Annotated in this window: 22 protein-coding genes; 10 read left to right on the forward strand and 12 right to left on the reverse strand. The window is 65.0% G+C overall.

All coding sequences use genetic code 11. The features are described from left to right. Positions 1-9: 9 nt before the first annotated feature. The 3 genes from FHG66_RS07595 to FHG66_RS07605 all read right to left on the reverse strand — a co-directional run bounded on the left by FHG66_RS07595 (position 10) and on the right by FHG66_RS07605 (position 3773). Complete coding sequence (locus FHG66_RS07595) at positions 10-1482, reverse strand: Y-family DNA polymerase (RefSeq protein ID WP_139076146.1); 1473 nt, start codon at positions 1480-1482, stop codon at positions 10-12. Between the two features lie 252 nt (positions 1483-1734). Further along, on the reverse strand, positions 1735-2172 hold the full coding sequence (locus FHG66_RS07600) for a hypothetical protein (protein ID WP_246082503.1): 438 nt from the start codon (positions 2170-2172) through the stop codon (positions 1735-1737). A 344-nt stretch (positions 2173-2516) separates the two neighbouring features. After that, a complete protein-coding gene (locus FHG66_RS07605) occupies positions 2517-3773 on the reverse strand; it encodes an ROK family protein (RefSeq protein WP_139076148.1) in 1257 nt (418 codons plus the stop codon). A gap of 286 nt (positions 3774-4059) precedes the next feature. Between FHG66_RS07605 and xylF the strand changes: the two genes are divergently transcribed. From xylF to xylA, 5 genes are all read left to right on the forward strand, one after another. Continuing rightward, positions 4060-5088, forward strand: a complete 1029-nt coding sequence (xylF, locus tag FHG66_RS07610; RefSeq protein ID WP_139076149.1) for a D-xylose ABC transporter substrate-binding protein — start codon at positions 4060-4062, stop codon at positions 5086-5088. A gap of 115 nt (positions 5089-5203) precedes the next feature. Continuing rightward, positions 5204-6505 carry a sugar ABC transporter permease gene (locus FHG66_RS07615; RefSeq protein WP_139076150.1) on the forward strand — a complete coding sequence of 434 codons (1302 nt, stop codon included), beginning with the start codon at positions 5204-5206 and terminating at the stop codon, positions 6503-6505. Next, positions 6502-7269 carry an ATP-binding cassette domain-containing protein gene (locus tag FHG66_RS07620; RefSeq protein WP_139076151.1) on the forward strand — a complete coding sequence of 256 codons (768 nt, stop codon included), beginning with the start codon at positions 6502-6504 and terminating at the stop codon, positions 7267-7269. The genes FHG66_RS07615 and FHG66_RS07620 overlap by 4 nt, the downstream gene beginning before the upstream one ends. 31 nt (positions 7270-7300) lie before the next feature. Further along, positions 7301-8740 carry a xylulokinase gene (xylB, locus tag FHG66_RS07625; RefSeq protein WP_139076152.1) on the forward strand — a complete coding sequence of 480 codons (1440 nt, stop codon included), beginning with the start codon at positions 7301-7303 and terminating at the stop codon, positions 8738-8740. Positions 8741-8754: 14 nt separating this feature from the next. Then, on the forward strand, positions 8755-10050 hold the full coding sequence (gene xylA, locus FHG66_RS07630; RefSeq protein WP_139076153.1) for a xylose isomerase: 1296 nt from the start codon (positions 8755-8757) through the stop codon (positions 10048-10050). 45 nt (positions 10051-10095) lie between these two features. Here the strand turns inward: xylA and FHG66_RS07635 are convergent, their stop codons facing one another. Genes FHG66_RS07635 through FHG66_RS07645 form a run of 3 tightly spaced genes read right to left on the reverse strand, consistent with a single transcriptional unit; the run spans position 10096 to position 12258 of the window. Further along, positions 10096-10827 (reverse strand): amino acid ABC transporter ATP-binding protein, encoded by a 732-nt coding sequence (locus FHG66_RS07635; protein ID WP_139076154.1) that lies wholly within the window; start codon positions 10825-10827, stop codon positions 10096-10098. Then, entirely contained in the window at positions 10824-11498 is a 675-nt protein-coding gene (locus tag FHG66_RS07640; protein WP_139076155.1) for an amino acid ABC transporter permease, read from the reverse strand. Before FHG66_RS07640 ends, FHG66_RS07635 begins: the two co-directional genes overlap by 4 nt. A gap of 4 nt (positions 11499-11502) precedes the next feature. Continuing rightward, complete coding sequence (locus FHG66_RS07645; protein ID WP_246082507.1) at positions 11503-12258, reverse strand: amino acid ABC transporter substrate-binding protein; 756 nt, start codon at positions 12256-12258, stop codon at positions 11503-11505. Positions 12259-12569: 311 nt separating this feature from the next. On the opposite strand from FHG66_RS07645, the gene FHG66_RS07650 reads away from it, so the two are divergent. From FHG66_RS07650 to FHG66_RS07660, 3 genes are all read left to right on the forward strand, one after another. After that, the gene (locus FHG66_RS07650; RefSeq protein ID WP_176556158.1) at positions 12570-14132 is read left to right on the forward strand and encodes an ArnT family glycosyltransferase; all 1563 of its coding nucleotides are present in this window, start codon (positions 12570-12572) and stop codon (positions 14130-14132) included. Then, on the forward strand, positions 14129-14956 hold the full coding sequence (locus FHG66_RS07655; protein WP_139076158.1) for a glycosyltransferase family 2 protein: 828 nt from the start codon (positions 14129-14131) through the stop codon (positions 14954-14956). Before FHG66_RS07650 ends, FHG66_RS07655 begins: the two co-directional genes overlap by 4 nt. A gap of 210 nt (positions 14957-15166) precedes the next feature. Continuing rightward, positions 15167-15451 (forward strand): DUF6812 domain-containing protein, encoded by a 285-nt coding sequence (locus tag FHG66_RS07660; protein ID WP_139076159.1) that lies wholly within the window; start codon positions 15167-15169, stop codon positions 15449-15451. Positions 15452-15493: 42 nt separating this feature from the next. Here the strand turns inward: FHG66_RS07660 and FHG66_RS07665 are convergent, their stop codons facing one another. The 6 genes from FHG66_RS07665 to FHG66_RS07690 all read right to left on the reverse strand — a co-directional run bounded on the left by FHG66_RS07665 (position 15494) and on the right by FHG66_RS07690 (position 21890). Next, positions 15494-16585 (reverse strand): DUF1513 domain-containing protein, encoded by a 1092-nt coding sequence (locus tag FHG66_RS07665; RefSeq protein ID WP_139076160.1) that lies wholly within the window; start codon positions 16583-16585, stop codon positions 15494-15496. Position 16586: 1 nt separating this feature from the next. Beyond that, positions 16587-17597, reverse strand: a complete 1011-nt coding sequence (locus tag FHG66_RS07670) for an imelysin family protein (protein WP_139076161.1) — start codon at positions 17595-17597, stop codon at positions 16587-16589. Further along, on the reverse strand, positions 17597-19102 hold the full coding sequence (locus FHG66_RS07675) for a di-heme oxidoreductase family protein (protein ID WP_139076162.1): 1506 nt from the start codon (positions 19100-19102) through the stop codon (positions 17597-17599). The genes FHG66_RS07670 and FHG66_RS07675 overlap by 1 nt, the downstream gene beginning before the upstream one ends. Positions 19103-19143: 41 nt before the next feature. Then, positions 19144-20403 carry an imelysin family protein gene (locus tag FHG66_RS07680; protein ID WP_176556159.1) on the reverse strand — a complete coding sequence of 420 codons (1260 nt, stop codon included), beginning with the start codon at positions 20401-20403 and terminating at the stop codon, positions 19144-19146. Between the two features lie 256 nt (positions 20404-20659). Then, the gene (locus FHG66_RS07685) at positions 20660-21256 is read right to left on the reverse strand and encodes a L,D-transpeptidase (protein WP_139076164.1); all 597 of its coding nucleotides are present in this window, start codon (positions 21254-21256) and stop codon (positions 20660-20662) included. 172 nt (positions 21257-21428) lie between these two features. Beyond that, the gene (locus FHG66_RS07690; protein ID WP_139076165.1) at positions 21429-21890 is read right to left on the reverse strand and encodes a hypothetical protein; all 462 of its coding nucleotides are present in this window, start codon (positions 21888-21890) and stop codon (positions 21429-21431) included. 900 nt (positions 21891-22790) lie between these two features. On the opposite strand from FHG66_RS07690, the gene FHG66_RS21875 reads away from it, so the two are divergent. Both FHG66_RS21875 and FHG66_RS07700 read left to right on the forward strand, forming a co-directional pair. Continuing rightward, positions 22791-23525 (forward strand): response regulator transcription factor, encoded by a 735-nt coding sequence (locus FHG66_RS21875; protein ID WP_218013804.1) that lies wholly within the window; start codon positions 22791-22793, stop codon positions 23523-23525. Between the two features lie 155 nt (positions 23526-23680). Continuing rightward, positions 23681-24343 carry a response regulator transcription factor gene (locus FHG66_RS07700; protein WP_139076166.1) on the forward strand — a complete coding sequence of 221 codons (663 nt, stop codon included), beginning with the start codon at positions 23681-23683 and terminating at the stop codon, positions 24341-24343. Positions 24344-24582 lie beyond the last annotated feature (239 nt).

Raw genomic sequence — 24582 nt, forward strand, 5'->3', positions numbered from 1 at the left:
CAGGGCCTCTCATCCGAAGGCCCCCTGCACGTACCAGCGCGGCTCGGCCCCGCGCCCATCGCCCAGGAGCCCCTCGCGGAAAAGCCAGAAGCGACGTCCTTCGTGATCCTCGACGCGGTAGTAATCGCGCAGGCGCGTGCCGGGACGGTCGCGCCACCATTCCGGAGCGATCCTTTCCGGCCCTGCAAAACGCGTGACACGATGGGTCACGCGCCGCCAGATGAACTGCGCGGGCGGGCCCTCGGGAACGGCATAAAGGACGCGTACCTCCTCGGGCGGGTCGAAAAGGCGCAGGGGACGCGGCGCCTGAGGTACTGGCGGGGCGGGAGGGCTCGGATCAAGGGCGGGCACCCAGGCCTCGCGTCGCTCGGGAACGTGACTCTCGCGGAAGGCCGGACGGGAGAGTGCGCGGGGGCCGAACCGCACGCCCAGGCGGTCCACGAGGCGCGCGAGGTCCTCGCCTTCGTCGCGCTGCCCATCCAGGCTGGGCTGCCGCGCGCTCAGGGGCTCCGCCAGCGTCGCCCCCAGCGTCACGAGGTCGAAGCCGAAGCCGGGATCCAGCGTCTCAAGCCGTCCTTCGAAAAGCCGGACCAGGTGCCTGGGGTCGCGGGTCGCGCGGGCCGTCGCTGCCTCGACGCCCGACACGGCGCCATCGCTGCGGAACACGGTAAGGGCAAGGCGGCGCGCGCCGAACCCCTTGGCGGCCAGCATGGAGCAGAGTTCCCCCGCCAGTGAGGGCAGGAGCGGCGTCGGGTCCAGCACGGGCTCCGAAAGGGCCGCACGGGCCAGGAACCGGGGCGGCTCGTCGGGGCAGGGCAGCGGCTCGGGAACACGCCCCATCATCTGGTCGAGCCGAAGGAGCGGGTTGTCCTTCGGCTCCGCTCGCGCAAAGCGTCGCGCGAGCGGCAGGCGCGGCACGACCGCGAGGTCGCCCACGGTCCTGAGGCCCAGGCGACGGAGGAGGAGCGCTGTCTCCTCTCGGATGCGGAGCGCCCGGACAGGGAGCAGTGCCACGCGGGCGGCAAGGTCGGACGCCCCACAGACCTCCCGGCCCGAACCAAAGCGTGCGAGCGCCCAAGCCGCCCCCCGGGTCGGCGCAATGGCAAGGTGGACGGAAAGGCCCATTCGCCCTAGCCGGGCCTCGATCTCCCGCAGGAGCGCTGGTTCCCCATCCCAGAGATGGGTGGAGCCTGTCACGTCCATGGCGATCCCGGTTCTCTCGGGCGTAGTCCATGGGCACCAGCGGCGCGACCAGAGCGCAAGGTCGAGAAGGGCGGCTCTGTCGCCGCGGGGGTCGGCCTCCTCGGCGCGAAGGTCGGAACAGACCGCCCGGGCATCGACCATGCGCAGGCCAGGGTGAACGCCCGCCGCCTCTGCGGCGGGGTTGGCGGCATGGACGACCGGACCGTGAGGACCCTCCACCATGAGGGCGAAGGGAGCGTCCGCCGGCACAGCGGCTCCGCGACGCGTCTTGAGGGCCATTCGCCTTTCCACCGCGAAACGAGGCAGATGCAAGGAGAGGAGACGCCGTCCGGTGGCATCGGCCGGACCCCTGGGCTCAGGATGTTCGGGTTCGGGCGGACTCGTGGGGTTTCCCAGGGCGAAAGAACCGGGGCGGTCATGGGCCCTCTCCGGGCCGGCGATCCTGTCCGGAGACACCCGGTGCCCAGACGGAGGACGAGGCTGGCCGGTCCCGCTCATCATGGCCGCACCCATCCGGCGTTCATTGCCCTCCTATCCCAGGGCGCGCAGGGGCGGTGCCGGGTCGGGTGCGGGGATGTGATGCCCCATGACGAGCCGTCCGTTCGCCGTGTCATGGCGCGCCACCCAGCGTCCGGGCATCCGACCTCTGGCACGGAACAACTCGGCCTGCCAGATCGGAGCCCCGGGCGCGCGCAAGTCGTCCGGCATGGGAGGAGAGGGCAGTGCGCTCACATGCCACCGCTCTCGCGCGGCGCTGAGATCCGTACGTGCAGCCCGGCGGAACAGCCAAGCCTGCATCCCGGATCGTTCCGAGCGAAGCGCCAGCCGCTTGGTCGCCGTGAAGTCCAATGCGGGCGGGTCGCCCCAGACCTCTCCGATTACATGGGCCAGGGCCGGGCAGCCCAGCGCCTCCTCCATGGCCCAAAGGACGTCGGCCGCACGCCTTACCTCCAGATACAGCAGGTCCACCGGGCGTCCGAGCAAAAAGGCCAGCCCCGTTGCATGAGGTCGGCCACCCTCGTGCCGCGACAGCCGGTCTTGCACCCAAAAGATCGGGCCGCGCGCTTTGGGCGTTATCTGCGCAAGCACGAAGCCTGTGGCTGCTCCATCGGTCGCTGTCGGAGAGAACACCTCGCACAAGGTGGGGAATCGGTCGGCCATCGAATCGGGAGCAGCGAGTGGATTGACGCACTTCACGGAAACCTCTCGGGCGTGTGTTCTTGGTTTGTTCTAGGCCGAGTCGTTTCCGTCGTCAAACGCTGCGCGCTTATTATTCCGAAGAAGCGGTTCAGAAGCAGCAGGTTGTTGAAAGCTCAGGCGCCCAAAGCCTCGTCGGTCGCGGCGATGAGGGCCAGCGCCGCCGCTCCTTGCGCCCAGACGAGGTCACCCCAGGCATGGACCTCCACCCGGACCGGCAGACGCCCGGCCGGCAAGACGAGGCGCTGCATCTCGGCCAGTACCTCGTCGGCGTAGAGGAAATCGTAGCGCATCCGCTCCCCCGACAGGATCACGAGTCCGGGGTCGAACATCTGCACGAGGTTGGCCAGCCCCAACGCAAGATAGCGACCGGCACGGGCAAAGATCTCGCGCGCGGCCTCGTGGCCGGACTTGGCTTCGCTGAACAGCGTCTCGAGCATGGACCGAGGGCTTTGTGACTGACGGGGATCGCGGCCCAGGGCTGTCGCAGCCTCTCGTGCCAGGGCATAATCGGCCAGGTAGGCTTCAAGGCAGCCCCGCTGGCCGCAGCGGCAGAGCGCGCCATCAAGCCTGACCTTGGTATGGCCGATCTCCAACCCCATGCCGCCCGCGCCGCGAAACAGGCGCCCACCCTGGACCAGACCCATGCCGACGCCGTGCTCGATGGTCACGACCGCGAAATCGGAAAGGGCTCGTCCCGCGCCGAACCACAGCTCCGCCAGAGTGAGCAAGTTGGAGTCATTGTCAATCTGCACCGGCACCCCGAACCGTGCGACGCAGGCTTCCCGAAGGGCGATGCCGGTCCCTTCCAGCAAAGGTGACCAAGCGACCTGTCCCGCGTGATGCTCGACGAGGCCCGGCAGCCCGATCCCCAGCGCCGCTGCCGTTCGGCCGGGAGCACGGCTTCGCAGGTCCGCGACCAAGGCCTCCACCTCGTCCAGAAGCTCGTCTAGAGGGCGCCGGCCGGGCGAGGCGGCGCGGGCGGCATCGGCCAAGATGCGACCCCCGAAATCGGCCAGGACCGCCGTATGCCGTTCGTCCCCGAGCTTCACGCCGATGACGCAGCGCCCCTCGGGCACGATCTCGAGAGCGACCGGCGGGCGGCCACGCGTCGCCTCGCGGCCATCCAGGGAGGCGCCGTCCACTTCGCGCAGGAGGCCCAGGGCAATCAGTTCGGCTGTGGTGGCCGTGACCGATGCGGCGCTGATCCCAAGGGCGCGCGCCACGTCGGCCCGCGCTGCCCGGCCCTGAGCCCGGACGTGATCGAAGACCTGTCGGCGTAACGGGGTCTGGATGCGGGAGAGGGCCGGCATCACGGGACCAACCCCTTGGGGGCCGTCGCGCAGGACAACCGGGTCAGCAGGCTCAAACATCCTTCAGTGTCCGAAACATTTCCCTACCATCCGGCCCAAGCAGCCGAAAGCTGCCATAAAGATCACCAGAATGACAGGAAAAAAGCTGCTGTATAGGCGAAGATGGCTGATATTTCCTTTGACAAGCGAAGTTAAGATTGGGCATTCTCCGCGAAAAAGAACGAGTCCCATCTAAGGCGATGTCCATTGGACGTGTCCGTCGAGGTGGGATCGGCACCTGAACAACCCCTTCGGGCGGACGACGCTCGACCGGGTGAACTGAACGACCAACACAAGGGAGAGATCGATGAGGAAATCCGTTCTGCTGACGACCGCCATGGTCGCCTTGGCCGGGTCCATGGCATTCGCCCAGGACGCCCCGACCGTCGGCGTGAGCTGGTCCAACTTCCAGGAAGAGCGCTGGAAGACGGACGAAGCGGCCATCAAGGCGGCTCTTGAAGCTGTCGGTGCCCAGTATGTTTCGGCGGACGCCCAATCCTCGTCCTCCAAGCAGCTCGCGGACATCGAGTCGCTGATCGCGCAGGGCGTCGATGCCCTGATCGTTCTGGCGCAGGACACCGCCGCCGTGGTCCCCGCCGTCCAGGCCGCCGCCGATGAAGGCATCCCCGTCATCGCCTATGACCGCCTAATCGAAGACCCGCGCGCCTTCTACATCACCTTCGACAACGTCGAGGTGGGCCGGATGCAGGCCCGTGCCATCCTCGAGGCCGCGCCCGAAGGCAACTATGTCATGATCAAGGGCTCGCCCACCGATCCGAACGCGGACTTCCTGCGTGCCGGACAGCAGGAGGTTCTGCAGGAGGCGATCGACTCCGGCGCGATCACTATCGTCGGCGAGGCCTACACGGACCAGTGGCTCCCCGCCAACGCGCAGCGGAACATGGAGCAGATCCTGACCGAGCAGAACAACGAGGTCACAGCAGTCGTGGCGTCGAACGACGGCACTGCGGGCGGCGTCGTGGCGGCGCTGACGGCCCAGGGGCTTCAGGGCATTCCGGTGTCCGGTCAGGATGCGGACCATGCCGCGCTGAACCGCGTGGCAGCCGGGACGCAAACCGTGTCCGTCTGGAAGGACGCACGCGAGCTTGGCCGCGTCGCGGGCGAGGTCGCCGTTCAGCTGGCCCAGGACACCGCACCCGACCAGATCGAAGGCGTTGAGCCGTTCACGACCCCTGGCGGCAACAACGTGAACGCGATTTTCCTCGACCCGCTCCCGATCACGCAGGAGAACCTGCAGGCCGTCGTGGATGCAGGCTGGATCACGCAGGAAGCCCTCTGCCAAGGCGTGACGGGCGGTCCCGCGCCCTGCAACTGAGCACTGTCCCGACATCGTGGCGCGCCCGAACGGGCGCGCCACGCCAAGGGGTTAAGAAAGGCATAGGCCAGCAAAGCCCGGCCAGCCCTGGCGTATGGCCGTGGAGGACGACAGCATGAGCGACGTGGCAGGAACCGGGGCGGGCACGACGCCCAAACGCAGCCTGATGGCGCAACTCGAGATCGACACGCGGCTTCTGGGCATGCTCGGGGCCTTCGCGCTGCTCTGCCTCGTATTCACCGTCGTGACCGGTGGGACCTTCCTCAGCGCCCGCAACATCTTCAACATCACCATCCAGACTGTCTCGGTCGCCCTCATGGCCACCGGCATGGTCTTCGTGATCGTGACCCGGCACATCGACCTGTCTGTGGGTTCGGTGCTGGCCATGTGCTCGGCCGTCATGGCCGTGGTCCAGACGCAGTGGCTGCCTCAGGGACTCGGCCTGCCGCTCGGGCACTGGCTGATCGCCCCGGCCGCGATCCTGGCGGGCCTTGCCGTGGGCACCGCGATCGGCGCCTTCCATGGCTATCTGGCCGGCTATCAGGGCATCCCGAGCTTCATCGTCACGCTGGGCGGACTCCTTATCTGGCGGAACGTGTCCTGGTACACGACCGGGGGCCAGACTGTGGCCCCGCTCGACCGCACGCTCCTGATGTTCGGCGGGTCCGAGGGCACGCTTGGCCCGACCTGGTCCTGGGTCATCGCCATCCTGGCCTGCGTCGTAGCTGTCGCGGCCATCTGGTCTGCACGGGCCGGCAAGGCGCGACACGGCTTTCCCGTGAAGCCCGTCTGGGCCGAGGCAGCCATGACCGCCATCCTCCTTGCCGCAGTGCTGGGCTTCACGGCCATCCTCAACTCCTACCTGATCCCCAGCGCCAAGCTCGAACGCATGTTCGAGGCGCGGGGGGAAACGATGCCCGAAGGGTTCACCCTAGGGCATGGCCTTCCGATCTCGGTCCTGATCCTGATCGTGGTCGCGGTCGCGATGACGGTGATCGCCCGCAAGACGCGGCTCGGACGCTACATCTTCGCCACGGGCGGCAACCCCGACGCGGCCGAGCTGTCCGGCATCAACACCCGCTGGCTGACGGTCAAGGTCTTTGCCCTCATGGGCTTCCTGTGCGGGCTCTCGGCCCTTGTGGCGCAGGCCCGCCTGCAAAGCCACGCCAACGACATCGGTACCCTGGACGAACTGCGGGTGATCGCTGCCGCCGTGATCGGCGGCACGGCGCTGGCCGGCGGAATCGGTACGATCTATGGCGCAATCCTCGGCGCCCTCATCATGCAGTCGCTCCAGTCCGGCATGGGCATGGTGGGCGTGGACACGCCGTTCCAGAACATCGTGGTCGGCGCCGTCTTGGTCATCGCCGTCTGGATCGACATCATCTACCGCAAGCGTTCGGGAGCCATGAAATGACCGTGAACCGTTCCGGCACCCCGCTTCTGGAGATGCGCGACATCTCCATAGCCTTCGGCGGCGTCCGCGCCGTGGATCATGTCACCGTGGACCTTTACCCGGGCGAGGTCGTGGGTCTCCTGGGCCATAACGGCGCAGGCAAGTCGACGCTGATCAAGATCCTGTCGGGGGCCTACAAGGCCGACAGCGGGGACATCTTCGTCGAAGGGCGCAAGGTCGAGATCAACAATCCCCGCGACGCCCGGTCCCATAACATCGAGACGATCTATCAGACGCTGGCGCTGGCCGACAATTTGGACGCGGCCTCGAACCTGTTTCTCGGGCGCGAGCTGACTACACCTTTCGGACTGGTGGACGACGCCCGGATGGAGGCCGAAACACGGCGGATCATGGGACGGCTCAACCCCAACTTCCGTAAGTTCGCGGAGCCGGTCAAGGCGCTCTCGGGCGGGCAGCGGCAGTCGGTGGCAATCGCTCGAGCCGTCTATTTCAACGCGCGCATCCTGATCATGGACGAACCCACTGCTGCGCTGGGCGTCCACGAGACAGCGATGGTGGCCGAGCTGATCCGCGAGTTGAAGGCGCAGGGCTTAGGGATCTTCCTGATCAGCCACGACATCCACGACGTCATGGGGCTGTGCGACCGCGTGACGGTTATGAAGAACGGCAAGCTCGTGGGAAGCGAGAGGGTCGAGGATGTCACCGAAGACGACATTCTTTCCATGATCATCCTGGGCAAGAACCCGCGCCGAGAGGCCGCGTAGGACGGCACGGTCCAAGAGAAGGAACAACACGATGTATATCGGCCTGGACCTGGGCACCTCCGGGCTCAAGGGTGTGCTGATCGACGAAACGCAGGCGATCCGGGCAGAGGCCACGGCACCGCTCGATGTCTCGCGTCCCCATGACGGCTGGTCCGAGCAGGATCCTGCCGCCTGGCTCGCCGCCGCTGATCGAGTCATGCAGGATCTGCGGGCTAAGGCCGACCTGTCGGGCGTGCGAGGGATTGGCCTGTCCGGCCACATGCATGGCGCAACGCTCCTTGATGCCGGACATCAGGTCCTGCGGCCCTGCATCCTGTGGAACGACACCCGCAGTCACAAGGAGGCCGCGGCGCTGGACGCCGACCCGCGGTTCCGGGCTGTTACCGGAAATATCGTGTTTCCCGGCTTCACCGCTCCCAAGCTGGCCTGGGTTTGCAACAATGAGCTCGACCTCTTTGCCAAGGTCGCGCTGGTGCTGCTGCCCAAGGATTACCTGAGGCTTTGGCTGACCGGAGAAGCCGTGGCCGAGATGTCGGACGCGGCCGGGACGTCTTGGCTGGATACCGGACGGCGCGACTGGGACGACGGATTGCTTGAAGCGACCCATCTGACCCGCTCCAACATGCCGAGGCTGGTGGAAGGGTGCGAGGTGTCCGGTACGCTTCGTCCTGAGCTTGCTTCGCAATGGGGGCTACAGCAAGGCGTGGTCGTGGCCGGGGGCGGGGGCGACAACGCCGCCTCGGCCGTCGGCGTCGGCGTCGTGCGGGCAGGGGACGCCTTCGTGTCCTTGGGAACTTCGGGTGTGCTGTTCGCGGCTTCGGATGCTTATCAGCCAGACGCTGCCAGCGCCGTTCACACCTTCTGCCATGCCTTGCCCGGAACCTGGCATCAGATGGGGGTCATCCTGGCGGCTGCCGACGCGCTGAACTGGTATGCCGGACTCGTGGATCGCAAGGCATCCGATCTGACGGGAGAACTGGGGGACTTGCGTGAGCCGGGGCGGACGCTGTTCCTACCTTATCTGGGCGGGGAACGGACACCGCATAACGACGCCGCCGTACGCGGCTCCTTCCTTCACCTCGATCACGCCACCGATCGCACCGCGCTGACACGCGCCGTGCTGGAAGGGATTACGCACGCCTTCCGCGACAGCTTCGACGCGCTTGTCAGCACCGGGACACGAATCGACCGGCTGATCGCCGTCGGTGGCGGATCGCGGTCCGAGTACTGGGTCAAGGCCATTGCGACTTCGCTGGGCCTGCCCATCGAGATCCCCGTCGCGGGCGACTTCGGCGGCGCTTTTGGGGCAGCCCGGCTCGGCATGATGGCTGCCACCGGCGCGGGGGCCGAGATCGCGACGGCCCCCCAGATGGCCCGCACGGTCGATCCCGATCCGACGCTGACCCCGGCCTTCGCCGAGGCTCATGCCCGCTACCGCGACGCTTACCTGGCCCTCAAGGGCCGCGCCTGACCAGAGAGGTTATCATGGCTGGTTATTTCGACGGCATTCCCGCGATCCGCTACGAAGGTCCGGAGACCGATAACGAGTACGCCTTCCGGCACTACAATCCGGACGAGGTCGTGATGGGCAAGACCCTGCGCGATCATCTCCGCTTCTCGGTCGCATGGTGGCACAGCTTCGCTTGGCCCGGCGGCGACCCGTTCGGCGGGCAAACCTTCGAGCGGCCGTGGTTCGGTGACACCATGGAGCTTGCGAAGCTCAAGGCCGACGAGGCCTTCGACATGTTCCGCATCCTCCAGGCGCCGTTCTTCTGCTGGCACGACGCCGACATCCGCCCGGAAGGCGAGACCCTGGCCGAGAACCTGTCCCGGCTCGATGAGATCATCGACCATATCGGACAGCGGATGGAGGGCACGGACATTCAGTGCCTTTGGGGAACGGCCAATCTGTTCTCACATCGCCGTTTCATGGCCGGCGCCGCGACGAACCCCGACCCCGAGGTGTTCCTGTTCTCGGCGGCGACCGTGAAGGCCTGCCTTGATGCCACCCACAAGCTGAAGGGTGCGAACTACGTTTTGTGGGGCGGGCGCGAGGGTTACGAGACGCTGCTCAACACCGACTTGAAGCGCGAGCGCCAGCAGGCTGGCCGCTTCCTGAGCATGGTCGTGGACTACAAGCACAAGATCGGCTTCGAAGGCACCATCCTCATCGAGCCCAAGCCCCAGGAGCCCACCAAGCACCAGTACGACTACGACGTCGCGACGGTGTACGGTTTCCTCAAGGACTTCGGCCTCGAGAACGAGGTGAAACTCAACGTCGAGCAGGGTCACGCCATCCTTGCCGGGCATTCCTTCGAGCATGAGTTGGCCCTGGCCGCATCGCTGGGCGTTCTGGGCTCCATCGACATGAACAAGAACGACTACCAGTCCGGCTGGGACACTGATCAGTTTCCGACCAACGTGCCGGAAATGATGCTGGCCTATTACGAGGTGCTGAAGGCCGGCGGCTTTACCACCGGCGGTACCAACTTCGACGCCAAGGTCCGTCGCCAGTCGCTCGACCCCGAGGATCTGATCCTTGCCCATGTGGGGGCGATGGATTGCTGCGCCGCCGGCCTCAAGGCGGCGGCCAAAATGCTCGAGGACGGCAAGCTGGAGCAGGCGCGGAACGAGCGTTATGCCGGCTGGGACCAAGTGCAGGATCTGCTGGGCTCCGATCTTGCCACGCTTCACGAACGGGCTTTGCGGGACAGCGTGAACCCCGAACCGCGCTCGGGCCGTCAGGAGCGGCTTGAGAACCTGGTGAACCGCTATCTTTGAAAGGTTCGGGCCCAGCCGCAAGGTTGGGCCCGAACACTTGGCGGCCTAGCGGACCCGGCGAAGAAATTCCTGGGTCCGAGGATCGCGCGGGGCATCGAAGATTTGCGACGGCGGACCTTCCTCCACGATACGCCCGCCTTCCATGAAGATCACGCGATCCGCGATCTCGCGTGCGAACTGCATCTCGTGAGTCACGATCAGCATGGTTTGGCGCTGCTCGGCGATCCGGCGCATCAGATCCAGCACCTCGCCGACCCATTCCGGGTCCAGCGCCGAGGTCGGTTCGTCGAAGAGGATCAGCGGCGCATTGAGAGCCAGCGCGCGACCGATGCCGACACGCTGCTGCTGCCCCCCGGACAGGGACGCCGGGTAGGCGTCGGCCTTGTCGCTTAGGCCGATGTCCCGAAGGATCTCATCGGCGCGCGACGTCGCCTCGGCCTTGGGGATGCCTTGCACGGTGACCAATGCTTCCGTGATGTTGCCCCGAGCCGTGCGGTTGGCGAACAGCGCATAATTCTGGAATACGAACGCCGTGCGGCGCCGCACGGCCAGGATCTGCGCCTTGGTGGCTTTGGCGACATCGACGGACAGGTCCCCGATCCGGATCGTGCCCTCGTCCGCGTGGTCCAGGAAATTGATGCAGCGGAGAAGTGTGGACTTGCCGGTACCAGAGGGACCGATAACCACGATCCGCTCTCCCGGCTGGATCGTCAGGTCGATCCCTCGAAGAACCGGCGTTCCGTTGAACGCCTTGACCAGCCCGGTGACCGCGATCATCGCGCGAGAGCCCGGTTCATGCGGACCTCGAGCCAGCGCTGCACGACAGACAGCGCCTCCACGACGACCCAATAGAAGATGGCGACCAGCAGGAAGGCCTCGAAGTAGCGGAAGCTGCTGGCGGCCTCCTTCTGTGCGGCGCCCATCATCTCGGTTACCCCCAGCGTGAAGGCTAGGGACGTGCCCTTGATCATGTCGATGAAGTAGTTGAGCAGTGTCGGCGCAGCGATGCGGGCCGCCTGGGGCAGGATGATCCGGCGCATCGCCTGGACCTGGGTCATGCCGACGGCCTGGGTCGCCTCCCACTGACTCCGGTCCACGCCCAGGATTGCTGCCCGGATGCTTTCGGCCATGTAGGCCGAGAAGTGCAGCGTCAGGCCCGCAATAGCTGCCTGGACGCCATTGATGGCACTGAAGGCCGGCATCAGTTGCGGCAGGCCGTAGTAAAAAAGGAAGAGCTGGACCAGAAGCGGCGTGCCCCGGAAGAAGCTGATGAAAAACTGTACGATCTGGTTCAAGATCCGGACCCGAGCGACGCGGATCATCGCTAGGATCAAGGCCAGAACCAGCGCCAGCACCATGGCAGCCAAAGCCATTCCGAGGGTCAGGGGAAGGTACCGCAGCAGGATGGGCACGAGGCCCATCATGTAGTCGAGGTCTAGCGCCTCCATCACGTCACTCAGTCGCCACAGCCTCGGCCCCACTCGACTCGGCGCTTTCGGTGCCCGAGGTGGTCACGTCGATCCCGAGCCACTTTTCGGAGATGTCCCGAAGGGTGCCATTCTCTTTCAACGTGGTGATCGCCGCATCAACCTCGTCCCGCAGGGCGCGGCCTTCGTCATCGTCTCGGAACGGCAGGGCGTTCTGGATTTCGCTGAACGGGTCGCCGGAGAGTTGGAGCGGCAGTTCGCTTTCCTGGATCGTCACGGCCGAAGACACGCGGTCCATGACAAAGGCATCCACCCGGCCAAGCGCCACATCCTGTTCGAGGTTGCTCTCGTAGGTACGGATGTCGATCTCGCTGGCAAAAGGCAGTTCGCGAAGAAGCTGCTCGAAATTCGATCCCAGGTTGACCGCGACCGAGCGGCCCCGAAGGTCATCCACCCCGTTGATCTCGGCGTTGCCCTCGCGGACAACCACTTGGGCGCCGTCGATGACATAGGGCTGTGTGAAGATGAACGCCTCCTCGCGCTCCGGCGTGATGGTGATCTGATTCGCCACCGTATCGATCCGGCCCGAGTCCAAGGCTCCGATCAGGCCCGAGAACGACATGGTCACAAAGTTGACCGGACGCCCGATCTCTTCGCCGACCGCATTCATGAAGTCGACTTCGAAGCCCTGAAGCACGTCCTGCTCAACAAAAGTGAAAGGGAAGTAGCCTCCCGACATGCCGACGTCGATGGGCTCGACCTCCTGTGCCTGTGCACCCATGGCGGCGATCGCAGCGATGGTGATAAGCCCGGGCAGCTTGGACATGGGCGGTCTCCTTGCAAAAGATGTCAGGTCAACGGGAGCCTGCGCACGCAGAACGTCGCGCCGCCAAGGCTGTTCCTCGGGACACAGATACCCCGCAGACCCGGAACGGCCAGGGGCGGGCGCTTGTCTCCTCGCCTGTGCTGGTCTAAGGTGCCTCTTGCAGAAAAGGTCGCCAAGGGGCGACTTGGAACTCCGCCCTGATGGCCCCGAGGGCCTCCCGATCCAACAGCGCTGCCGCGCTTTCTTGCCGGACCTGTGCCTGCACCATGACGTACCGACTTCCTGTTGCCCTCCTTGCCTGCGTCATCTTCGCGGCGTTGTGCGTCGCATTCGTCCTGCTTCGGCCGCTCCTGCCCCTCGACGAGACGCGCTACCTGACGGTCGCATGGGAGATGTGGATCGGCGGCTCGAAGCTGGTGCCGCATCTGAACGGCGACCTGTATGGGCACAAGCCGCCCTTCCTCTTCTGGCTCGTCAACATCGTTTGGGCGATCGGAGGGGTCAGCGAATTGGCTGCGCGTCTCGTGGCTCCGTCCTTCGGTGTATTCTCCGTGGCGTTGACGGCGCTGCTGGCGCGCCAACTCTGGCCCGAGCAGACGGATCGTGGCGGCAGGGCGGCCCTGATCCTCGCCACCACCGGAGTGTTCCTGCTGTTCGGGTCGGCCACGATGTTCGATGCGATGCTCACGGCGTCCGTCCTCCTGGCGATGATCGCTCTTTGGCACCTCGTTCACGACGGGCGCGCACGTTGGGCCGTGCTGCTGGGGGCAGCCGTCGCACTTGGAGTTTATGCCAAGGGTCCCGTCGTGCTGGTCCATGTCGTGCCGACAGCGTTGCTTGCTCCGGTCTGGCGCGACCGGACGACATCACTGCCCTTGGCGCGCTACCTTCTGCGGCTCGGACAGGCGCTTCTGGTCGCCCTTGGTCTAGTCGCTCTCTGGCTCGTACCGGCGCTCCTCCTCGGAGGAGCGGAGTACCGCGAGGAAGTCCTGTGGAGGCAGAGCGCCGGGCGCGTGGTTCAGGCCTTCGCGCACCAGAGGCCTTGGTGGTGGTTCCTGGCCGTCCTTCCTATCTATCTCTGGCCTTGGGCGTGGAGCCCTGCGGCCCTGGCCGCCCTGTCGCCCCGAGCCTTGGCTCGCGAGGAGGGCAGCAGGTTCCTGGTCGTGTGGGCGCTGTCTGCCTTGGTGGCGTTCTCGTTCATCAGCGGGAAGCAAACTCATTACCTGCTGCCCGAACTCCCAAGCGTCGCTCTCCTTCTGGCAGCGTCGACCCGGGAGGGCTCTCGCGGGTGGCGGGTGTTCGCTTTCCTGCCTGCTCTATTGCTGTTCGTCCTTGGGCCCGCGCTCGCCTTGGGGGTCATAGGCACGGCCGATTTGCCAGATCTTTCGATGCCCCTGGTGCCGGTGCTGGCAGCCATGGCCCTTGTCGCGCTGCTCGCTGGGGCGCTCTGGCGTGTGCCGGGACAGGTCGCGGCGACCGCCTTTGTAGCACCCCTGACGCTCCTGGCTTTCCACGCGCTGGCAGCGACGATCCTCGCGCTGACCCATGATCCCAGCCGGATCGGGCGCATCCTGGCGGCCCACCAAGACGCGGGGCTCGCCATTCAGGAGGCCGGCTACCACGGTCAGTTCGGCTTTGCGGGCCGCTTGTCCGTGCCGCTGAATGTCGTCCCGCGCCCCGAAGACGTGGCTGCCTGGGCGGCGGCCCATCCGGGCGGCATCATCGTCAGCGAACATCCTTTGGACGCTCAAGGCTATTCCGTCATCGCTCGGCAACCGTTCCGGGGTGGCGTCTATACGATCTATCAGGTCGCCAAGGAGGCCTCATGACGCCGCCCCATGTTTCGGTAGTTCTGCCCGCGAAGGACGAGGAAGGCTGCATCGTCGGGGTCGTGACGGCGATCGGCCAGGCGCTCGACGGCATCCCGCACGAGATCATCGTGGTGGATGACGGCTCGGGCGATGCTACCGCCTCGTTGGTTCGTGCGATGATGGCAGACAGGCCAAACCTGCGCCTCGTGCGCCATGATCGCGCCTGCGGACAGTCCGCCGCGATCCGCTCGGGCGTCATGGCGGCCAAGGGTACGATCATCGCCACGTTGGACGCGGATGGCCAGAACCCGCCCTCGGAGTTGCCCCGCCTCCTCGAGCCGTTCCTGGGTCCCGACGTGGATCTCAGCCTTGGGCTGGTTCAGGGGCAGCGCTTGGGACGCCGGGACACATTGTCCCGCAAGATCGCTTCTAAGGCAGCGAACGGCGTACGGGCTGCCCTGCTGGGGGATGGGCTACGGGACAGTGCCTGTGGAATGAAGGCCTTTCCCAGGGATGTGTTTCGGCGACTGGCCTACTTCGACCATATCCATCGCTTCATGGCAGCCATGGTCCTTCGGGAGGGTCTGGTCGTCCTGCCGATCGAAGTGGCTCACGAGCCCCGTCGGACCGGGCAGTCCAAGTATGGCAACATAGGTCGGGCCCTGGTGGGGGTGGTGGATCTGCTGGGCGTGGCCTGGTTGATGCGGCGTCGTCGTCTTTGTACTTCGTGGGAGGTGCGGGAGGACGCCCATCCTTCGACCACATGGTCCCTTCCGCCCTCGGGCCCAGCGGCCGAGCTTGCAGCTGGGCAACTGGGTTCGGCTCCCCTTGGCGCTGCGTGAGCCGCGACCAACCAGCCAAGCCCTGCACGATGCGGCTTCTACGACCCAGGAGCCACGGCAACTGCCTTCGTTGACCTTGATTTAACGTCTCAGCGGTACTCTGGACCGGTGACCTGCCATACTCGGAAGACCTCGCGAGAGCGTTGGGAAGCAGGGTTCGGTGTACGGAACCAAGGGGTCGCGGTTGGGTAAGGTTCGATGGGGACGACGATGGAAAGCCACCTCAAACATCCGAAGTACGGCATCCCGCTCCGAATTGCGCTGACCAACCAGGATGAGATCATGGGTCTGGTGTATGTGCAATGGAGCCAGCGCATCCGCGACCTCCTTTGCGAACGGGACGCGTTCCTGCCCGTGCGGACGACCAAAGGCACCATCCTGCTCAACAAGGTCAATATCGTCCGGGTCGACATCCTGACCCTTGAGCAGATCACGAAAGAGCAGGAACTCTTCCCCGAGATCGACTTCGACTACCTGACCTACAACAGCTGGTGACTGGGGCTTGGCTCCGGTCCGATACAGCGCTCGGGTCTGTGTCTAGACGAAGTCGCCGGCGATCCGAACCAGATGGTTGTCCCATGCACCGTCATGCTGTCGCTGCCAGCCCGATGTGCTGCCCCTGAACCCGATAACGGCCCCAAGGCCTGTCGTCGCGACAAACCCCTCCGGTCCTGAACTCAAACCACAGGTGTCGGTCATCATGAGCCGATCGACCCAGCCGCCGGATTCAGTGTCCCAGATATGCACCTGTCCTCCGGGCGGAGACGATATGGCCACGCGTTCGCCGTCTTGAGACAGCGCCACGGACCCGGCGTATCCCCGCATCTCCGACTGCAGCGGGCCCGGAGCGGAAAGAAGGCGCGGCGCCTCCCCCTGGCGGTGCAATCCGATCAGCGGGGGGGCCTCGGCTTCGTCCCCGTGCCACTGCATGGCAAAGGCGACCAATCCGTCCCCACGCAGGGCGAGATGCCGTATCGAGTTGCGCCACAGGTCAGGCGCGAGTTCCACGATATCCATCAGCCTGCCATTCGCATCGAAGTAAGACAGGTTCGGGCGCATCTCGGGGATCCCCAGGTCCACCTCGCCGGCGTCCGGGTGGGAGCCTATGCCGCCGTTGGCGACGACCAGCGTATCTGTTCCCGGAAGGCGACCAATATCATGGGGTCCAACGCCTCCTGAAGGAAATTCATCGATCTGCAGATAGTTCATGACTGCGTCCCGGACCGCGATCATGCCACGGTTGCCGTCAAAGTCGTTCTCGCTCGTGAACAGCAGGGACCCATCGCGCGAGAAGGTTCCATGGCCGTAGAAATGGCGTCCCTCGGCGGACTGCAGCGTTGCTTTGGGCTCTCCGGTCAGGCAGTCCAGGACCACCGCGAAGGTGCCCGGACGGCGTGCGAACGCCACCGCTTCGGCGCGCGTAGGGTGCGCTGCCGCTGCATGGCCACGATCCGGCAGGGGAACCCGGAAGGTCTCAGTTCCGTCGCTGCTCAAGCCTGCCAGCACGTAAGCACCAGTCGGAAGCTTGGCAGCCGCCAGATAGGCCGGACTCCCGACATCCGCCCAGGTCGGGCGCGGGACGATGGCCGCCATCGCCAATCCTGCCAGAAAGCCGCGTCGAGTCGCCATCTCAGTCTCCGTCGGCCGCATTGAAGCCGGCCGCCACCCCGAGCGCGGGCCCAAGCTCTTCGTTGACGAGCGCGCTGATCCGATCCACGGAGGTCTTCAGCGCCTCGACCCGGAAGCGGCCTTCGGGGGTTGCCACGCCTGCGAAGATCGGATCGCCCAGCCCCGCTGCCAACCGCTCCGCCTGCTCGAAGGCGGCTTCAAGGTCCTGGGCGACGCTGCCGGACGGGGCCAGCCGGGCTGAAAGATCGGACAAGGCGGCCAGGGACAACTGAACGTGGCGCAAGGACCGGCCCGAGCGTCGAGCCTCGGCTCGGGCGGGCTTCGGGTCGTCGAAGCTGCCCATGGGCCGAGCGAGTCGCGAGTCCGAGGTGAACTCTAGTCCTGCGCCAAGCGCATCGTAGAATTCCTGAATCACGTCCGCTGCCGAGCGATAGGCCGCATTCTCGCCAGGCGACTGGAGCAGGGTCGCGTAATCGCCTGTCCAGTCGGCATATATGGCGGCAGCATTGGCGGCTATGTCACGGGCGATCGCTTGGACCAAGGCGCAGCGGTAAGACTCGGGTGCAAGCGTCGCGAACTCCTCGTCATAAAGCAGGAACTCGAGCGGGTAGAAGCCGCGGGCCGCGATCGAGACCTCGGCATAGCCCTTTTGCGAGACGACGACAGGGTCCTCGGCGGCGATCAGGCTGCGAAGGGCAGAGGGGGTGTCACCGCGCGGGTCGGGCCAGAAGGCCAAGGCATAGGCGCGATCGTCGGTCTCGGACGGGCCGAAGCGCAGGTGACTGACACCGATCCATGTATCGAACGCTTCGTTGAAGGCTGCACGTAGATCATCTGACTCGGGGTGGCAGTCGCTCTGGGCGGCCGCATCGAGCTTCGCCGCAGCCTCGTCGAGGGCGGCGTAACGTGGCATGACATGGTTCTGCACCACGTCAGTGATCACCTCCGCCTGATCCTGGGCCAAGACAGGGGTGGAGAGGGTTACGCAAAGCGCAACAAGGGCAGGGCGCATTACAAGCTCTCCAGAAAGCGGATCAGGGCCTCGCGGTCGGCGCGCGGCATCGTCACGACCCTGTCACGCGGTGCCTGCGCCTCACCGCCATGCCACAGGATGGCCTCCAAGAGGCTGCGAGCCCGACCGTCGTGCAGAAAGGTCGCCCGCCCACTGACCTGCTCGGTCAGGCCAACTCCCCAAAGCGGAGCGGTGCGCCACTCGGTGCCGCTGGCTTGCCCTTCGGGGCGATGATCCGCCAGACCGTCGCCCATGTCGTGGAGAAGCATGTCGGTATACGGCCAGATCAGCTGAAAGCTTTGCTCGGGCCGATTCTCCAGGCGGTGGGTAACGAACGAGGGCTGATGGCAAGCGGGACAGCCGGTCTCGTGGAAGACCTGCTTGCCGCGCAACACCTCAGGGTCGCTTTCGTCGCGTCGTGCCGGGACGCCCAGGTTTCGGGCGTAGAAAGCCACGAGATCAAGGGACTCGTCATCCACCTCCAACCCGCCACGGGACGCGTCCCCGCCATCGGGGGCAGAGCGGCAAGCGAGTTGTACCTCGGTACATTCACCGAAAGCGGCCGCGTTCAAGGAGGTGGAGAGCCCCATGTCGCCGGCAAAGGCGGCCGCAGACTGTTCACGGATGGTGGCAGTTCCCGCCTTGTGCCCGAACCGTCCCAACGTGATCTCGCCGAACTCTGGCGACAGGATCATGTTGGGCCGGCCCGAGATGCCATCCTTGTCCGCATCATCCTCGTCGGCATGGGCCAGGATGTCCGAAGCGGGGATCGCCTCCAGAAGCCCGAGGCCGATCATCTGCGGCGCGATGCGCGGGCTCAGCATGGCATCCGGATGAAGCGGACCATAAGCCAGGTCCTGCAATTCATAGGTCGGCCGCCGAAGAAAGGCGGACTGCCCGTCCGAGAGCCGAACCTCGACGTCCTCGTAGGTGATCGCCAGCTTCGCTTCTGGGACCTGTCCTGCGACACCTCTTGTCTGGATCTGACTGCCATAGGTCGGCTCGGGCCAGGAGGCGAGGTACTCCCGGATCGCTCCCGCGCCCTCCTCGTCGGTGCTCGGGATCGAAACACGCAGGATCAGCGCCCCGGAGTCGTCGCCCAACCCGTCCGGGGGGTGACCCCGCCCGTCTTTGACATGGCAGCCTTGGCAGGACCGGGCGTTGAACAAAGGGCCGAGCCCATCCGAAGCCTGCGTCGAAGATGGGGACGACACCCAGGTCTTCCGGAACAAACCATTCCCGACCTTGAAATCCAACTCACCTTCGAAGCTCATGTTTCCCGAGGGCTGGGAGAATGCGTCGGCCGTCCCTCTGGCTCGCACGGTGGCCGCTCCTGCAGGCATTCCTTCATAGCGGTCCGACGTGGAAAAATCGCTTGGCGGCACCGTCACCGCAGCCACGCGCCCGACCTCTTCCAATGTGCGCGGAATGGTACGGAGGTGCGGGTCCCCGACCGACTGGGCAAGAGGTGCCGCCAGGCCTGCCGTGCCGGCCAGAGCGAGCATGACGAAAAGCGGACGCGCTCCACTTCTGGCACTGGCAGGCATCACTGGAACACAGCATCCGGCGCGTCAAGGCTGTCGGAGCCTTCTATGCTGACGCCATTCAGGCCCAAAGCCGCCACCACGCGTTCGATGCTGCGGGTCTGATCGATCAGGCCATCGACCCCGGCCATGACCAGATCCTCGCCTTGGGCGTTGCCGCGCTCGAGCATCATGTCATACGCGAAGCCTTGCTCCGCCGCCGTCCGAATTGCGCCCAGCGCCGCCATGGTCGTGTCAAGCTTGGCCTGCATCTCGGCATCGAGGGCCGGATCCTTGGCCGACACGAGGTCGGACAGCGAAGGCCCGGACACCAGCGTGCCGTCCGTCCGGACGTACTCTCCCAGATAGACGTTCCTCACGCCCATGCCGTCATAGTAGTGGCTGTTATGCGTGTTGTCCGAAAAGCAATCATGCTCCTCCTCGGGATCGTTCAGCATCAAGCCAAGGCGCATGCGCTCTCCGGCCTGCTCTCCGTAAGACAGGCTGCCCATGCCGGTCAGGATCGCCGTCAGGCCGGCTGTTTCGTCGGCCAACACTGCCTCGCGCGCCGCGCCACCTTCGGCCCACTGAGCCGCCATCCATTCCAGGTCGTCCACCAGCAGCCCGGTTGCCGCCAGCAGGTAGGCGGCACGGCGGTCGCAGTTGCCGCCCGTGCACGAGTCACCCACGGCAAAGTCGGTCCAGGGACGGTTGCCAGCGCCAGGGCCGTGACCATTCAGATCCTGACCCCAGAGCAGAAACTCGATGGCGTGATAACCCGTCGCCACATTGGCCTCGACCCCTGCGGCTTCGTGCAGGACATCGGCCAGAAGGTCGGTGCTGATCTCCGAGGCGTCCACCGTTTGCCCCGACAGGGAGAAGGACGGATGACCGATCACGTTGACGACCGCCGCCTCATTCTCGTCGGTCGGACCGCCATAGGAAGCATCGACATAGTCGATCAGTCCTTCGTCCAGAGGCCAGGAGTTCACCCGACCTTCCCAGTCATCCACGATGGGGTTCCCAAAGCGGAATACCTCGGTCTGCTGGTAAGGCACCCGCGCGCTGATCCAAGCGGCCCGTGCAGCCTCCAGCTTGTCCTGAGAGGGATCCGTTACCAGCTCGTGTATCGCTGCCTTAAGGGCCAGCGCCGTGTGATGGCTGTCCCCATATGCAGCCTCGGCTATGTTGGCATAGGTGTCGAGGACATCCCGGGCCTCCTGAGCGGTGGCGGGCAGCGCGCCCAAAGCAAGAGCCGAAGCAGCTAAGGTCAAGCGATTCATGAGGTCCCTCATCCCTCCCCGTCATCGGGGTAACCGAACCCGTCCCTGGGACAGATCGACGGACCTGTCAACCTGATTATTTCCGTCAGGATTGACTCTGGCCTTCAACAAGGTGCAAGGGGGTCTGCCTGCTCAGAGGCCGACGTTCAGCTTTGGACGGCGCGAAGCTGGCATGAAGTTGCCCCCGAGCAGGCGAGCTTTCCTGTGGGGAGCCACGGTTGGCAGGTTGCTGGGGGGACTAGTCGCCGTGCTCGCCTCAGATCGAGGTCGCTCCCTTCGGATAAAGTACGACTTGGGTGTCGGTGGGCACTCGTTCGTAAAGATCCACGATGTCGGCATTGATAAGACGCGCGCAGCCGTTCGAGACGGCCGCCCCGATCGTCTGTGGAGCATTGGTGCCGTGGATCCGAAGGAACGTGTCCCCCCGATCGGGCGTGAACAGGTAGAGTGCGCGCGCCCCGAGCGGGTTGTCCGGTCCGCCGGGCATCCCCTCCTCGGCATAACGTTCGTACAGTTCCGGCTCCCGCTCGACCATGTCGGGCGTGGGCTTCCAATCCGGCCACTCCTTCTTGGCGCCGACGAAGTACACGCCCGCTTCATAGAGACCAGGACGGCCAATCCCGCAGGCATAGCGAATGGCCATCTGGTCCGGCAGCGTCCAGTAGAGCGCGAAGCGGTTCGGATCGACGTGGATCTGTCCAGCCGGAATGCCTGCCTGGATAGGCACCACCCGTGGTTGGAAGTCGGGAGGGAGGACTTGCGCAGCTTCGGACACCGTCTGGGCCAACGCCCCTGAGGCCACGACGCCCAGGCCCGCGAGGCCGGTTGTCAGGAGATGACGGCGTGTAAGCATCGAAGATCCTTTCCTGTTCGGAATTTCGTCAGGAACGATCAAGGAGGCCGTTTGGTTCACCAATGGCTAGCTGGCTAGCTGGTCCCTTGCAGCCGGACTCCATTACCCGTCACGCGTGCCATGACTCGGTACAGGCCGCCGAACGCTGCGAGGAACCGACCGCATGGGAGGTTCAAGCTGCCAAGGACGGCTTGGGCCGGGGAAAGAGGGCCTCGACCTGATCGGCGCTGCACCCAGGCCCGACGCGGCGCGAAATCGTCTTCAGCACGGGCTCCATGGCGTCGTCGAGATACGGGGACAGCATCTCGAAGAAGGCGCTGGACACCTCGACCATCGCCACGGGCGACGAGACCCGGTCCAGCGAGCGGCAGAACCACGCCGCGTCGTCCAACCTGTTCTGGCAGGCTTGGGCGAGGCGGTTCGCGGCCGTGAGCCGCCGTTGAAGAGCCTGGGCAACCAGTCCCTGAGCGTGGTTGGGAAGCCCGTCGATCATGCTCAGCGTGACATCATACGAAACAAGAAGGCGCTGGGCCTCCTCAAGCGACCGCCTTGCCGCAGCGGCCGCGTCATGCCGGAGCGCGCGTCCAGCGACGAGTGCAGGAAGGGCAGGCAGGCTGATGGTCCTGGGTATCATCGGAGGGTGCTCTCACTTCAGGGGAAGTAAGCACATCACGTCATAGGACATGGATGCAATTAAGGAGAGATATTGGCGAAACACAGTCAATCAAAAGCTGAATGAACTGACTGCCCGAAATGGCTTGGAGGCAGCTTGTCCCTGGGCAGGCCCTGCGATCCTTCTGCCTTTGTCGCAAGCGGGCGGGGAAAGCGGGTGCAGGTCGTCGACCACCCCGGCTGAGACACGTTCGTTCGCGCCCTTGGTCTCGATACCATCGCCTCGCATCATGTTGAGTCACCGAAAGGTGCCCGGTTAGCCTTGGACGAGGTCACTCCCGTCCTTGAGCTCTTCAGGCCCCCGGGTCCTGCGTTCTGCTGGCTGCTGGGTCACTTAGCCTAACTCAACCTTAACCTGAGTTGAAAAACTTGAATCAATACAGAGACGTTCAGAGTTGCGCGCTTTCCTGGCCGATACGGACGTGAAGGGTCGGAGCGGAACGTCTGACCTGATCGAACAAGACACGTAGAAGGCGTCCGTTGACGGCCCTGCGACATGCATCCAGCACGATCCCCGGAAGTTCGTAGCCAAGATGTAGGGCGTCGATAAAGCCGTTTGCAGGACAGGAGTTTTCCGGAAGCAGCCACTCGGGAGACGCAACGGTTGATGGTGACCATACCTGCCTGGGCTCGCGATCATTTGGGCCATTCAACCCGCTGTCGTGGGTGCGTCGACGGCCATCTCGCAGGTGCAGAAAGAATTCGGTCACTTTGTCAAGGATCTCCTTCCGGGTTAATACTTCGGTACTAAAAAGTACAAAGCAGCCAAAATGGGGAAACCCGGGAACGGACTTGCGGTCAAGCCGTTTCGTGATGGGGCGAATGAGAGGCCTGCTGCTGCGCAGTCGTGCAGGGCGGGTAAGTGGATGGCAGGCACCGTGACCTTGGTTGGACGTGGTGTGCCGTCCGTTTGACGTGGCGATTTGATCGAGGTGGTGCCTTGTCCTTCAGCCCTATTCTGACGCGGGTTCTGGTCTATGACCCGAACCCCTTCCTCGCGAACTCGATCTGCAACGGGCTGGAGCTTTGCGGCCCGTTCACGGCCAAGTCCTGCAGTGGCGACGTTTCCAACCTGACGGGGGTGTGCTCGACCTTCCGCCCCAACATCATCGTTCTCGATCCGGCCCGAGTTCCCCTGAGCCCTGAGCAACTGACGAGCCAGGTGACGCGCGACCTGCCGAACTGCGAGATCCTGGGCTATGTGGCCGATGGCGATCGAACCGAGGCCGAGCGCTGTCTGGCAGGTGGCTTCGTCGGCGCCGTCTCCCAGGGACGCGGCCTCGAGGCACTGATCGAAGCGCTCGAGGCGGCCAAACTGGGGGGCATCTACGTGGACCAGTGCTTTGCCCGGTTTGCTGAACGTCGCGCTCTGGAGCTGGTCAAAGGTGATCCTGACGGTTCCGGCCGGCTGAGCGAGCGTGAACGCTACGTGATGGAACATGTAGCGCGAGGGTTCAGCAATAAGGAGATCGCCGGCAAGCTGGGGCTCAGCCCCAAGACGATCGAGACTTACCGGTCACGTGCAGCCGGTAAATTGGGGCTGCGGCGCAAGACCGATATCGTCCAGTATGCCCTGCGCAATAACTGGCTTGGCTGAGCCACCGGACAGTTTGTGAGAACCAGCCCTACAGAGCCTGCGGATTTCCCCGACTGGAGTTCATGCTGGCCGGAACATAGCCCAGTCTTGGGGCGCCCCGGTGTTTTCGGGGAGGTCGGCGCCGCGACGGGGACGGGCGGCGGAGGAGCGGATTGATGACGACCGCGATGAAGAAACAAGAGTTGAGGCATGTTGCCGTAGCGGTCCTGGACGCCAATCCCATCCTGGGCGAGGCGATGGTTCAGCATTTCAGTTCGAGCAAGTACTTCGGACGCGATGATGTCGTCAGCCTGACTTGGGACAGGGCGCGCGATCTGGCGCATATTCGTCCATCCATCCTTGTCTTGGATCCGTCCCAGTCGCCAAGTGGCCTTGAAGATCTGGTCTCCGAACTGAGGTCGAGCGTGCCCGGCCTCCAACTGGTGGCGTATTCCTCGGCGCCGTCCGTGGATCTGGCCCGGACCTGCGTGAACCTCGGATTCCGCGCGTTCGTTCCGAAAAGCGCTGAAAGTACCCAGTTGACCGGTGCGCTGACAGTCGTGGCCAATGGGGGAATGTATGTGGACCGGCAGTTCGTCGAGTGCCTGCTGCCGTCCTCGGCTCCGGCCGAGCCGCCGACGATGACCCAGCTGAGTCAACGGGAGGAAGCGATCCTCCGGCGCATCTCGCTCGGTCTCAGCCACAAGCAAATCGCGACCGAACTGGGTCTGAGCCATAAGACGGTGGATACCTATCGTGCACGGGGCATGCGCAAGCTTGGCCTTGCCGACAGGGGCGAACTGGTTCGCTATGCGCTGAAGCAGGGCTGGCTCGAGTAGTTCGCTCCATCACTCACGATGACCGATGCTGAAGGGGGCGTGGCCGAGAGGCTGCGCCTCCTTTGTCATTCCAATGTGGACCGCTCGGTAGATCGGCCGCACTCACGGGCTGCGACACCTGACAGGGCATGTAGGGCAAAATCCTTCACAGCGCGGGAGTCGGAGGACAGCGCAGTAGGGATGATCCTTTCTGGCTGATCGCCTTCCCCGACTGATGGAGGTGCCAACGTCGGCCTAGA

Origin of the sequence: Rubellimicrobium rubrum (genome assembly GCF_006152115.1) — a bacterium.
GTDB classification, from domain to species: domain Bacteria; phylum Pseudomonadota; class Alphaproteobacteria; order Rhodobacterales; family Rhodobacteraceae; genus Rubellimicrobium; species Rubellimicrobium rubrum.